The sequence below is a fragment of the Corallococcus carmarthensis genome (assembly GCF_003611695.1).
GTDB classification, from domain to species: domain Bacteria; phylum Myxococcota; class Myxococcia; order Myxococcales; family Myxococcaceae; genus Corallococcus; species Corallococcus carmarthensis.
This window is the reverse complement of record NZ_RAWE01000004.1, coordinates 41,283-54,234: the sequence shown is the minus strand read 5'-3', so window position 1 is coordinate 54,234 and position 12,952 is coordinate 41,283. Positions and strand designations below refer to the sequence as shown.

Here is a 12,952-nt window from a genome sequence, read left to right as displayed (position 1 = left end):
TCACGCGGCGAGTGACGCCGTGCGCCGTTGGACGGCCAGGTAGACGAGGGCCACGGCCAGCGCGCCCATGGGCACCAGCGAGCCCCAGTTCAGGTACTCCCAACCCCGCGTGGTGATCAGCGCGCCCGACGCGAAGGACGTGATGGCCATGGTGGAGTAGATGCAGAAGTCCATCGTGGACTGCACGGTGGTCTTCTCCTCCGCCCGGTAGGCTTCGGTGAAGAGCGTGGTGCCGCCGATGAAGAGGAAGTTCCAGCCCACGCCCAGCAGCACCAGGGCCACCAGGAACTGCATCACGGCGACGCCCGACAGCGCGATGACGATGCAGGCGAGGTTGGCCGCCAGGCCCACCCACATGACCCTCAACACGCCGAAGCGCTTGATGAGCTGGCCGGTGAAGAAGCTGGGCGTGAACATGGCCAGGACGTGCCACTCGATGACCAGCGCGGCGTGGTCGAACGAGTGATGCATCTGCGTCATGGCGATGGGCGTGGCGGACATCAGCAGGTTCATCACGCCGTAGCCCAACGCCGAGGCGGCCACGGCCACGACGAACACCGGCTGGCGGGCAATCTCCCGCAGCGAGCGCCCAGGACGCGCGGGGTCGGGCCGGGGCAGCGCCGGGAACGAGATGAAGCTCATCACCGCCAGCGCCACCAGGGCGAAGGCGACCAGCATCGCGTACGCGCCCGTGAACGGCGTGCCCAGCAGGTCCTTGGTGTAGCGGGCCAGGTTGGGGCCGGTCACCGCGCCCAGGATGCCGCCCGCCAGCACCCAGGAGATGGAGCGCTCTTTATAGGCGGGGCCGACGAGCTCCATGGCCACGAAGCGGTACAGCGCGGCGTTCGCGTTGTAGTAGCCGGCCAGCATCGTGGCGAGCACCAGCAGCCAGAACCGGCCCGTCGCCGCGGCGAAGGCACACAGGCCGGAGGAGGCGATGCCCACCAGCAGCCCCAGCTGGAAGGAGCGCTTGCGCCCCCAGGCGCGCTGGCTGCGGGCCACGAGCGTGGTGGCGAGCGCGCTGCCCACGACGTAGCCCGTCACCGGAAGCGTGGCCATCCAGGGGACGGGCGCCAATGCCAGGCCCACCAACCCGTTCACGAACGTGAACGTGATGTTGTTCAACATGAAGAAGCACTGGCACAGCGTCAGCAGCCAAAAGTTGCGGTTCAAGTAAACCCCCACGGAGTGTGAAGTGTTTCAGGAATCACACTCCGGGCGCAAAGCCTTTTGGCGGCGCGGGGTGCTACCCGTGCTTCTTCACGAAGTCATCCATGAAGGAGACCAGCGTCTTCACGTGGTCCACGGTCACCGCGTTGTACAAAGACACGCGGATGCCGCCCGTGATGCGGTGGCCCTTCATTCCAACCATGCCGGCCTTGGCCGCCTCCGCCACGAAGGCCTCTTCCTTCTTTTCGTCCGGCAGGCGGAACACGACGTTCATGTACGAGCGCGACGCCTTCTCCACGGGAGCCCGGTAGAAGCCCGCGTTGCGGTCGAGGGCGGCGTACAGCAGGTCACCCTTCTCCCGGTTCCACGCCTCCACCTGCTTCAGGCCACCCACGCCCTTGATCCACGACAGCACGTTGCGGCAGAGGTAGATGGAGAAGGTGGACGGCGTGTTGTAGAGCGAGTTGTTCTCCGCGTAGGTCGTGTAGCGGAAGATCTTCGGGATGTCCTTGCGGCCCCGCGCCATGAACTCCTTGTCCACCAGCACGACGACGATGCCCGACGGTCCGATGTTCTTCTGCGCGCCCGCGTAGATGAGCGCGAAGCGGCTCACGTCGATGGGCTTCCACAGGATGTCGGAGCTCATGTCCGCCACCAGCGGCACCCGGCCCACGTCCGGGAACGTGTGCCACTGCGTGCCGAAGAGCGTGTTGTTGCTCGTCATGTGGACGTAGGTGGCCTTCGGGTCCAGTTGGAGCTCGGCCTGGGTGGGCACGCGCGTGAAGCGCTTGTCCTTGTCGAGGGTGTTCGCGGCGATGCGCGGCGTGCCGTAGAAGCGCGCCTCGTCCACCGCCTTCTCACTCCAGCCGCCCGTCACCAGGTAGTCCGCGGAGGCGTCCTGGGTGAGGTAGTTCATGGGCACCTGCGCGAACTGCTGCGAGGCGCCGCCCTGGAGGAAGAGGATCTGGTGGGTGTCCGGGACGGCCAGCAGCTCCTGGATGAGGGCGATGGCCTCGTTGTGGACGGCCTCGAACGCCTTGCCCCGGTGGCTGTGCTCGATGATCGACATGCCCGTCCCCTGGAAGTCGAGCAGCTCGGCCTGGGCCCGCTCCAGCGCTGCCGCGGGGAGACCGGCGGGGCCGGGATTGAAGTTGATGACGCGCATGGCAGAGTCCTCGGGGAAGTGAACCGCGCCGCCATTCTCTCCCGCGGAACTCCGGGGGGCCACCAGCAATGTGGGCGGTCAGGAGCAAGCCCCCATGCCCCGAATCATGTCCCTCCGTCCCTGGTGCGCCGCCGCGACCGCGTTGGCGCTGGCCGCCTGTGGGAACTCCAACGAACCGTCTCCGCAGGCGTCGGAGCTCGTCTCCTGCCATGAGCGCATCCGGGTGCTGTCGGCGCATGATCGGCAGCTTGCTTCCCGGGCAGACCACAAGTCGCAAGCCGCGCGGGAAGCTCCAGATGCGGAGCGGTTCGTCACCGCGATGAGGGCGTCACGGGAGGACGGGACCGCGTTCGCCTGCGGATTGACCCGCGCCTGGGTCACGGAGGTCTTCGAGGGCCTGGAGCGGCAGTACCCTGAATACAGACATGACGACGGCATCGACGGTTCGCGGGCCGGTTACACGGTCGTGCACGGCGATGAGCTCGCCGGGTTCTTCCAGGCCCGTGCGGGGCGCGACGCGACGACCGTCTACCACGTGCGCCATACCGGCACGGAGGACCATGTCTTCACCGTCGAACAGCTTCCGGCGGGCTCCGGCTATCGCATCTATCAAAGCTATGTCAGCGCCTACAGCTTGAAGGCCTGGCTCTCCGAGAGCACGTCGGGGCTCTTCGAGGCGGACACCGGCGAGCTCATGATCTGGCGGGGGCTGCAGTCCGCCGTCAACAGCCAGCTCGCGCGGGTCAGCGGTGGGGCTGCTTCGCTCGACAACCTGGACGCCGTCCCCGCCGGGTTCGCGTTCGCCCGGCCCTATTACGAATACGTGCGCGACTACGACGAGGCGGCGGTGCTGGCGAACTTCGAGCGGGCCTGGACCCGGTACGGCCAGGGACGTGTCCTGTCTGCTGAGACGTTCTTCGGGGACTACCTCCTCAAGCTGGCCCGGCTGGAGACGTACTTCCGCCAGAACGACCACCTGGGGACTGCGTTCCCGGAGGAGATCTGGAGCACGTGGATCGAGCTGTACGCTTCTCCCAACCCGCTCCACTTCCCGGAGCTCCCGAACAACTTCATCACCGACCTGCTGCTCGCGGATCGCGACTACCGGCTGGAGGTGTTGGAGGTGGTGCTGCCCGGTGATGCACAGGCCGTGAGCGCTGCGTGCGCGGAGAATGCTCGCGTCCTGGAGGCATCCCTCCAGGAGCCGTGAGACCTCTCAGGGGCGTGGACTGAGACCCGGAGGGGGCCGTCTTCCACTCTCCGACATTGGTGCCTGGGGTGAGCCTCCAAAACCGTGCTTTTTGGCCGCCTGCCCCTTAGGTTGCGGATCAGGCTGATCGCCGCCCCCACGGGGGCTCGAGCGCAAGGTTCCAGGAGGAAACATGGCGGGCAATGACGTACTCGAACTTGGGGATGCCAATTTCAAGAAGGAAGTCTTGGAGTCGGATGTCCCCGTGCTGGTGGACTTCACGGCCGCCTGGTGCGCTCCGTGCCGAGCCATCGCGCCCGCCGTCGCGGAGCTGGCGTCGCGCTACAAGGGCCAGATGAAGGTCGCCAAGGTCGACGTCGACGCCAACCAGGACACGTCGCAGGAGTACGGCATCCGTTCGCTGCCGACCCTGCTGGTGTTCAAGGGCGGCAAGATCGTCGAGCAGATCGTCGGCGCGGTGCCCAAGAGCCGCCTCGAGGGCGCCATCACGAAGGCCCTGTCACCCCAGGCGTGATTTCGGGGAGCCTCGGGCGCGTTGGCCCCGGGCTCCTTCTTCCTCGGGATGAGGGTGGTAGCGTTCCGGGCGTGTCCCCTGCCCCCACCCCACTGGCCTCCGCCTTCCTCGCGGCCTCTGGCTGCGCGTCGGCTTCGCTTCCGGAGCCCACGCGGCTGGAGGGCCTGCTCCTCGCCTCGGTCGACCGCGCACGGTCCCGCTGGCCCGGGCTGGTGGTGGTGCTGGAGCCCTTCGTCGCGTTCGTCGCGGAGCGGCTGACGTCTCCGACAGCGCTCCTGGAGGCGCTCGCGGGGGACGCGCCTGCCTTCTCCGAGCTGTACCTGGCCTTCGGGTGCCTGCGGCACGACCGCGCCGCGCTCCAGCTCTTCGAGGATGGCTACCTCCGCGACGTCGGTGCGTTCGTGTCCGGAGTGGACCGCTCGCCCGCGTTCGTGGCGGAGGTGCGGCAGCTGCTCCGCGAGAAACTGTTCACGGCCGCGCCGGGCTCCGAGCCGAAGATCGCGGAGTTCACCGGCAGCGGCGCGCTGGGTGGCTGGGTGCGCGTGGCGGCGCTGCGCATCGCGCTCAACCTCAAGCGCTCCGAGGCGCGGGCGGACACCGCGGCGCAGGACTCCGTCGAGTCCGCGTTCGGTGAGCAGCTGGGGCCGGAGCTCGAACACCTGCGCTCGCGGTACCGCGAGGCCTTCACGGAGGCCGTGCGCGCGGCGTTGGGCCAGCTGTCCGACAGGGATCGCACCCTGATGCGCCTCTATCACGTGGAGGCGCTGTCCCTGGAGGCCATCGCGGCGCTCTACCGAGTGCACCTGTCCACGGTTTCGCGCTGGCTCAGCCGCGCCCGTGAACAGGTGGCGGAGACCACGACGCGGCAGCTCTGCGAACGCCTGGGGGTGGGCGCGTCGTCGGTGGACAGCATCGCGGCGCTGGTCGTGAGCCAGGTGGACCTCAGCCTCACGCGCCTGCTGGGCCCGGGGGGCTGAACTTTCGCTGCAAGGGTTTTTCCGGCCGGTGTCAGGGCGTCGAAGGGCCCCTTCCGGGCCTCACCGAGGAAAACCCCATGCGCATCCATCCCTGGCTGTCCGTCGTCACCCTCACCGCCGCTGTCTCCGCGTGTGAGCCCTTCCCGGAGGCCCCCGGCTCCGCCCTGACGGAAGTGCAGCTGCCCGGCGAGGACTTCTATCCCGAGGGCATGGCGTCCTCGAAGGACGGCACGCTCTATGTGGGCAGCCTGGGTACGGGCGCCATCGCCCGCGCCCGGCCGGGAGCGTTGGGTGCCGAGGTCTTCGTCCCGGGCCGTCCCGCCTTCGGCGTCTACGGGCTCGCGGTGGACGAAGCGCGCGACACGCTCTGGGCCTGCACCTACGACGACACACTTCCTCCCGCCCAGCCCTCGCACCTCGCCGCGTATGTCCTTTCCACGGGCGCGCCGAAGGCCAGCCATCCCATGCCCGGTGCGAGTGGCTTCTGCAACGACGTGACCGTCGACGCCGCGGGCAACGTGTACGCGACGGACTCGTTCGCGAACACCGTGGTCCGGCTGGCGGCCGGTGGGACGGCGCCCACGACGTGGGCCGCGGATGACGCGTTCGCGCCCACGGAGCCAGGGGCCTTCACGCTCAATGGCATCGCCTACGACGGCGCGGGCAGGCTCTACGTCGTGAAGAGCGACTCGGGCACGTTGTTCTCCATCGACATCCAACCGGATGGGAGCGCGGCGGCGCCGGTGATCATCCCGGTGACACCGGCGCTGGAGACGCCGGATGGGCTGGAGTGGGTGGATTCGCAGCGGCTGCTCGTGGTGGAGAACACGGCGGGCCAGGCCTCCATGGTGGTGCTCGGGGAAGGCGCCGGTGCGAAGGAGGTGCTCGCCAACGGATTCGGCGAGCCGACCGCCGCCGCGCTCACCGAGGACGGCGCGTGGGTGCTGGAATCGCAGATGGGATTCCTCTTCGGCGCGCCGGGGACTCCGTCCCTGCCCTTCCGCATGTACCGGGTGGTGGTGCCCCCGCTCCTGCCCTGAGCGCGCATGCGTCCGGCCGGTGCCGGTAGGGAGTTCCCTGCATCCATGACACAGTGGGGATTATCCGAATCCTCCTCTCGATCGCGTTCTGGACCTTCCTCGCGCTGTCCAGCGCGGTGCTGTTCCTTGGAGCAGTCCTGCTGTGGGCGCTCACCCGCCCGTTCGACGCGAATGGGCGCGTGCTTCACCTGTACTCGTGCTTCTGGGCGCAGCTGTATTTCTACGTGAACCCGATGTGGCACCTGCGGGTGGAGGGCCGCGAACGCCTGCCCTGGAAGGGCGCGGCGGTGCTGGTGGCCAACCACGAGTCGCTGGGGGACATCCTGGTCCTCTTCGGCCTCTACCGGCCGTTCAAGTGGGTCTCCAAGGCGGAGAACTTCAAGCTGCCGCTCATTGGCTGGAACATGCACCTCAACCGCTACGTGCCGCTCATCCGCGGAGACCGCGCGAGCATCATCCAGATGATGGCCGGCTGTGAGCGCTGGCTGTCTCGCGGTGTGCCCATCCTGATGTTTCCCGAAGGCACCCGCTCCCATGACGGCGAGGTGAAGGCCTTCAAGGACGGCGCCTTCACGCTGTCCATCCAGCAGCGCTGTCCCATCATCCCCGTGGTCCTCACCGGCACCGCGCGGACCATGCCGAAGCACGGGCTCGTCATCCAGCAGGCGGTCCACGCCCGGGTGCGCGTGCTGGAGCCCATCGACCCGGCGGGCTTCGCCGGAGACGTACACGCCCTGCGCGACCACGTGCGCCAGATCATCGTCAACGAGAAGGCGCGCATGGAAGCCGAACGCTGAACGTCACGCGCCAGGCCGCCCTCCGCGCAGCCCTCTCCAACCGCTTGTTAGAGTCTCGTCCACCATGACGGGATGTCCTTCCGAGGAAACGATTCTCGCCTTCGTGGAGGACCGGCTGCCCTCCGAGCAGCGCGCCTTCGCCGAGGCCCATCTCTCACGCTGTGACTCGTGCGGCCCGCTGCTCGCGGCCGTCGCGGCGACGTGGCATGCGGAGGGCCGGCTCGTGGAGGCGGTCCCTCCTCCCCGCGCGTTCGCTCCAGGGGAACAGGTGGGGCCGTACGTCATCGTTGGCCATGCCGGCAGTGGCGCGATGGGTGACGTCTACCGGGCGCGGGATGGCCGGCTGGGACGGGACGTAGCGCTGAAGGTGCTCCCGCCTCGGTTCGCCCAGGACCCGGAGCGCCTGGGCCGCTTCCGGCAGGAGGCTCGCGCGGCGGGAGCGCTGTCCCATCCGCACCTGCTCACCCTGTTCGATGTGGGGACCCACGAGGACGTGCCGTACCTCGTCACCGAGTGGCTGGAGGGCGTCACCCTTCGGACGCAGCTGATGCGCGGTCCCATGCCATTGGAGCAGGCGCTGCGGCTGGGCATCCAGTTGTCACAGGGGCTCGCGGCCGCGCACGCTCGTGGCGTCATCCACCGCGACCTCAAGCCCGCGAACATCTTCCTCTGTGAGAGCGGCGGCGCGCGGATCCTCGACTTCGGACTGGCGCGGCTCACCGAGCGCATCGAGGACGCCGCGCTGACCCAGAGCGGCGCGGTGGTGGGCACCGCCGGGTACATGGCGCCGGAGCAGATCCGCGGTCAGGGCGTGGATGCCCGCGCGGACGTGTTCTCGCTGGGTGCGGTGCTCCATGAGGCCGTGAGCGGCCGTGCGCCCTTTGGCGGTGACAGCCCCGTGGAGCGGATGAGCGCCGCGCTCCGCGATGAGCCAGCCGTGCTGCCGGGGGAACTGGGGATGGTGATTGCCCGCTGTCTGGCGAAGGCGCCGGGCGACCGGTTCCAGTCCGCGCAGGACCTGGCCTTCGCCCTGGAGTCCATCGCGGCTCGCGGCTCGCCCCTCGCCGTGCGGCGCCGCACATTGCCTCGCCCTGCCCTGTTCGCGGTCGCGGCGGCCGTGCCGCTGTGCGTGGCCATCGGGTTCCTGGCGTTCGGCGACAGGCAGGCGGCCCCGGTAACTCAAACAGTGCAGGCGTCCCGCCCGACGTACCGTCCCGTCACGTTCCGCCGGGGCCACGTGCTCAACGCACGGTTCTCCGCGGATGGGCACACGTTGCTCTATGGCGCGGCGTGGGAGGGAGGACGCGCGGAGCTCTACAGCGCGCGCACGGAACGTCCGCTGTCCCAGCCGCTGGGGCAACACGCGGACGTGCTGGCCGCGTCGTCGCGCGGAGAGCTGGCGGTGTTGCTCGAGCCCCGGTTCTTCGACGCGGACCATGGCAGCGGGACGTTGGGCTTGATGCCGCTGGCCGGTGGCGCGCCCAGGGCCGTGCTCGACGGCGTCCTGGAGGCGGACTGGGGGAGCGGCGACGGACCGCTCGCGGTGGTGCGCCGCGTGGGCGACACCTTCCGGCTGGAGCAGCCGCCCGGCACGGTGCGCTTCGAGTCCCAGGGGTGGATCAGCCACGCGCGCGTCTCCCCTGACGGGGCGCGGATCGCGTTCCTGTTCCACGCGCATCCGAAGGACGACCGGGGCGGGGTCTGGGTGCTGGAGAAGGACGGTCCGCCCCGTGAGCTCTCCGCGGACTGGGCGAGCACCCGGGGGCTGGCGTGGGCTCCGGACGGACGCGAGGTGTGGTTCACCGCCTCGCGCACGGGGGCGGACTCCGAGCTGTTCGCGGTCGACCTGCGCGGCACGCTGCGGCCGGTGGATCGGATCGCCGGACGGATGGTGTTGCATGACATCTCCCACGAGGGCGCGGTCCTGGTGGATCATCCGGTGATCCGCACGGGGCTGGCGTTCGGGGACGCGGGGGCGGAGCGGGACCTGGCGTGGTCGGACTCGTCGTTCATGACCGGCCTGTCCCGCGACGGCCGGACGCTGATCTTCGCGGAGGGTGCGGAGGTGGAAGGCCCCACCTACGGAGCCTATCTGCGCACCACCGACGGCGCCCCACCGGTCCGGCTGGGCGACGGCATTCCCATGGCGCTGTCCCCGGACGGCAAGCAGGTGCTGACGGTGCGCTACGGCGAGCCGATGGAGTTCCTGCTGCTGCCCACGGGCGCGGGGGAGCCGCGTCCCCTGTCGCTCGCTCCGGTCGCCACGGTGCTGTCGGCGCGCTGGTTCCCTGACGGGAAGCGGTTGCTGCTGCGCGCGCACGAAGAGGGACGTCCCGCCCGCCTGTGGGTGTTCGAACCCGGCGCCGGTGCACCCCGCCCCATCACGGCGGAAGGCACGGGGTTCGACACGGCCATCTCCCCGGACGGCGCACGGCTCGCGGCGGTGGACGCGGCGGGAAGCCTTCGCCTGTTCTCCGCGACGGGTGAGGCGCAGGGAACGGTCCCCGGCCAGTTCACGGATCAGTGGGTGGTGGGCTGGGACGCGAGCGGCGCGGCCCTCTACCTGCGCAGCGTCTCCCTCCCCGTCCAGGTGTCACGCGTCGACGTGAAGACCGGCGCGAGCACGCCGCACCTGACCATTCCCGCGCGAGGAACCCCGCCGGGGCTCATCTCGGTGATGACGCTGGCGCTCTCCGCGGACGGGAGCACCTATGCGTACAGCTACAACGAGGCGCTCTCGCGGCTGTTCATCGTGGAGGGGCTCGCCGGAGCGCGCCCCGGCCCGGCGTCCCGCGCCCCCTGACGGGCCCTGGCTTCACGCCGCCTGCTGGAGTGGGACCTCGGCCGGCTGGAGTTCGGGACTCCATTCGAGCAAGACCTGGAGCTCCTCGTCCGCCGGTGCGGCCTTCGCGTCGACCACCTTTGCCGTCGAGACCTCACGGAACCCAGCGGCGAGGTAGAGCTGGGCTTCGTCCGCGGACGCCTTCCGGGCCGCCGCCGAGGCCCCCCTCTTCGTACAGATGCGCACCCGGAAGGACGTCACCGGCTCCGTGAACAGCGTGGCGCTGTTCACGAGGAGCTTTCGCAGGAACCGCTCGCCCAGGCCCACCCCCCAGAGGCCTGGCGGGACGTAGAAATCGCACGCATCCCAGCTGAGCCGCGGGCCCTCCTTTTTCACGACGACCTGGGCGACCTGGAGCGTGCTGCATGGGGTGTTTCCGTAGCGGAGATCCAACTCATAGGAGAGCAGATGTCTGGCGCCGCCCACCTCGGCCTGGCGATGTCCGGCATCCAGGTCCCAGCAATGCTTCGCGAAGCCGTCTCCGCCATGACTGATCCGCTCCGCGCCTGCCTCCGACAACGCCATTCCCGAGGGCAGGCCGAAGCGGCTCTCCATGAAGCGCGCGAACTGCCGGGGATGGAGCGTCTGGAGGACGGGCCACCACATCCGGAACAGCGGCGCGTAGGCCCACCGTGAGAAGTAGTTGAGCACGCCCAGGTACAGGGGATGGTTGTAGTGCCGCGCCAGGTCCTCGGAGACGAACAACTCCTCCATCAGCCGGAGGGCCTGACGGAGCACGGGCAGGGCCGCCCCGTGATTCACGGGTGGGGTGGGAAGGGCTTGCTCCAAGGGCACAAGCTCCTTGAACACCTCCGCCCTCAGGCCGTCGCATCCCGGCTGCTGCAACATCTCCTCGACCTCCAACATGCGCTTGGCGTTGCGTTCCAGCCGGGAGTCGAAGCCCGAGGGGAGCGGCAGCCACTCCCTCCGGGCCCGGGCGAACAGCTCGGGTGCCCAGGGCGAGACATCCACCTTCGTCTCCGGCATCTCCCGGACGAGTTCCTCCGCGCCCAGGATCTGGAACGCGGAGAACGCCGCGTGGGCACCGAGCCGGCGATACGACTCCCACTGCGCCTCGTCGTAGAACTGGTTGATCGTGGTGTCATGTGGGAAGGCCGGATTGGCCGTCTTGTATTGGGTGATGTCGGGAGGCTCGGTGCCGACCAGCGAGGGCTTGAAGAGCAGCAGCACACCTGACGTCCCGTCCGGATAGCGCAGGTCGCCCGCGACCATCGGCTGACGTGCGCAGCCCCCCGCGCCGGGCCGCAGGGGTGACAGGTCGATCTCGATCTGGACGCCGAAGTCCTCGCGCACGCGCCGGACCGCGTTGCCAAAGTCCTCGAAGGCCACCGTCGGATCCATGCCGCAGTCGGAGACGACGATGTAGCGGCAGCGCCGGCGGATCAGCTCATAGAGCCCGAGGTTCTCGAAGTGGCCGCCGTCCGACAGGAGCACCTCCTGCCCCTCTGAACGCGACGCGCCGACCAGCTCCTGCACGAAGGGCCATCCCACCAGGACCTTCCTCCACAGCGGTGCTCCGGAGCTATCTGGCGGCCGAGGGCGGGCCAACCACAGGCCCAGCCGGACGTTGAGCGTGGTGAGCAGGAAGGTCACCGCCGGCCCCAGCCGCCGCGACATCGCTCCCATGTGGGCGTTCAGTGCCGCGCCGGAGGCCGTCAGCGCGGACCCCAGCGATGGCGCCTTTTCCTCGCCCCAGGGGGCCCACGTCTTCCCCACGGAGAAGGCCACGCCTGACAGCACGGCGCTGTCCGCCCAGCGGTGGAGGCTGCCAATGGGGTTGCTCGGGTTCAGGTCATTGGCCGCGCAGCAGATGAGGTGGAAGGGACGCTGGACCTTGCCGAGTGCGTCCAGAGGCAGGTCGTCGTCGTCCTGCTCCTCCGTGAGGCGCTGGCCGGTCTGCGCTCCCCGGATCCAAGAAGCGCCCAGGAAGGCCCGAACGATCCGTGAGCGATAGAAGGAGTGGAGCCCCACCTGGTTGGGCGCGAAGAGCAGCAGCGAGAACAGCAGCATCCCGGCGGCACCGAAGATCACCCGGTGATGATGGTCCGCCGGCATCGCCGAGAGCACCGCGCCGCAACCCGCCATGAGCAGGAAGACCACCACCGGAGCCAGGATCCGGACCATGCGCAGGTTCATCCGGTCCCGCAGGGGGCCATCCTGGCCGGCCTGCTGGGGCTGCTGTTGGGCCAGCCTGTTGACGGCCCTGGCGAAGAGCGCGGACAGGAACCCCGTCACGCTGAGGTAGGTCGCCCGAGCCAGGTCATCCTTCGCCTTGAAGGGATTGGGCAGGGTGTTGCTGGCCAGCAGGCCGGCCACGTACATCAGGAGCACGAAGGCGCTCCAGACGCCGGCCATCAACAACAGCCGGCTGATGACGCGATCCATGGCCAGCGTGAGTTGCCGGAGGTTCATCCCCCGGTCGTGCTTCGTGGGAGGCACGACGGGCTGAGCTCCGCGTGAGGCCATCCAGCGGAGGACGACCAGCACCGCCACGGTGCCAAGCCAGGCCAGCGCGGGTGCGAACAGATACACCTTCGAGCCCCAGGCCGCGCCCTTGAAAGCCGGCAGCTGCCACCCCGGGGCCGTGAAGACGGCCATGCCCGAGGGCTTGAAGCAGGCCCACCCCGAGCACGCCACCACCACGGCGAGCAGGCATGACAGCACATAGGGAGTGCGCCGGACCCCCGTCTCGTGCAGCCGCCAGATCCACTCCAGGCCGGACAGCACGCCAGCGGAGAGCACGCACAGCGTGGACAGCGAAAGCCATGGAATGGCGTTGGCCGAGGGAGGACCCAGGAGGAGCCAGGACAGCGTTCCCCAGGCGGCGATCGTCAGGAGGATCAGCGACAGGACCGTCAGGAGCGAGGGAATGACAGCTGCAAGCACGGCGGTGACGAGCCGGCCCGTGTCCACGCTCAGCAATCCCAGCCGGGGGCTCAGGAAGTTGCTGAATTCCCGCAGCCGGCGGATGGCCCCCGGCTCTGGCGACTTGCTGTCCTCCTGCCGTGGGAACAGGGCAGCGCGGGCGTTGGGGTCCTCCGCGCGGCTGCGCCAGGCACTCCAGAAGCCGCCGACGTAGCCCCCTCCAGAGACGGTGGCGAGATAGTCGAAGCAGCCCAGGATGCCCAGGTCATGCAGGCCTTGCAGCAGTCCCAGGTTGAAGGTGGCGCTGCGGATGCCGCCTCCGGAGAGGGCCAACCCGATGCGGCTCCTCCC

9 protein-coding genes are annotated in these 12,952 nt (G+C 69.2%); 6 read left to right on the top strand and 3 right to left on the bottom strand.

From position 1 onward, the window contains the following. Both D7X32_RS02065 and serC read right to left on the bottom strand, forming a co-directional pair. Entirely contained in the window at positions 1 to 1,173 is a 1,173-nt protein-coding gene (locus D7X32_RS02065; protein WP_120600801.1) for an MFS transporter, read from the bottom strand. A 73-nt stretch (positions 1,174 to 1,246) separates the two neighbouring features. Next, entirely contained in the window at positions 1,247 to 2,335 is a 1,089-nt protein-coding gene (serC, locus tag D7X32_RS02060) for a 3-phosphoserine/phosphohydroxythreonine transaminase (protein ID WP_120600800.1), read from the bottom strand. Positions 2,336 to 2,429: 94 nt separating this feature from the next. Between serC and D7X32_RS02055 the strand changes: the two genes are divergently transcribed. From D7X32_RS02055 to D7X32_RS02030, 6 genes are all read left to right on the top strand, one after another. Further along, on the top strand, positions 2,430 to 3,545 hold the full coding sequence (locus D7X32_RS02055) for a hypothetical protein (RefSeq protein ID WP_147449987.1): 1,116 nt from the start codon (positions 2,430 to 2,432) through the stop codon (positions 3,543 to 3,545). 172 nt (positions 3,546 to 3,717) lie between these two features. Next, on the top strand, positions 3,718 to 4,059 hold the full coding sequence (trxA, locus tag D7X32_RS02050; protein ID WP_120600798.1) for a thioredoxin: 342 nt from the start codon (positions 3,718 to 3,720) through the stop codon (positions 4,057 to 4,059). A 71-nt stretch (positions 4,060 to 4,130) separates the two neighbouring features. Continuing rightward, complete coding sequence (locus D7X32_RS02045) at positions 4,131 to 5,036, top strand: sigma-70 family RNA polymerase sigma factor (RefSeq protein WP_158625584.1); 906 nt, start codon at positions 4,131 to 4,133, stop codon at positions 5,034 to 5,036. A gap of 77 nt (positions 5,037 to 5,113) precedes the next feature. Continuing rightward, the gene (locus D7X32_RS02040; protein ID WP_120600796.1) at positions 5,114 to 6,076 is read left to right on the top strand and encodes an SMP-30/gluconolactonase/LRE family protein; all 963 of its coding nucleotides are present in this window, start codon (positions 5,114 to 5,116) and stop codon (positions 6,074 to 6,076) included. A 62-nt stretch (positions 6,077 to 6,138) separates the two neighbouring features. Beyond that, positions 6,139 to 6,873 (top strand): lysophospholipid acyltransferase family protein, encoded by a 735-nt coding sequence (locus D7X32_RS02035; protein WP_167506426.1) that lies wholly within the window; start codon positions 6,139 to 6,141, stop codon positions 6,871 to 6,873. A gap of 64 nt (positions 6,874 to 6,937) precedes the next feature. Beyond that, positions 6,938 to 9,676: a serine/threonine-protein kinase gene (locus tag D7X32_RS02030; protein ID WP_120600794.1), complete on the top strand. Its 2,739-nt coding sequence runs from the start codon at positions 6,938 to 6,940 to the stop codon at positions 9,674 to 9,676. Positions 9,677 to 9,688: 12 nt separating this feature from the next. Here the strand turns inward: D7X32_RS02030 and D7X32_RS46150 are convergent, their stop codons facing one another. Then, positions 9,689 to 12,934, bottom strand: coding sequence for a hypothetical protein (locus D7X32_RS46150; RefSeq protein WP_208752282.1), 3,246 nt, complete (start codon positions 12,932 to 12,934; stop codon positions 9,689 to 9,691). Positions 12,935 to 12,952 lie beyond the last annotated feature (18 nt).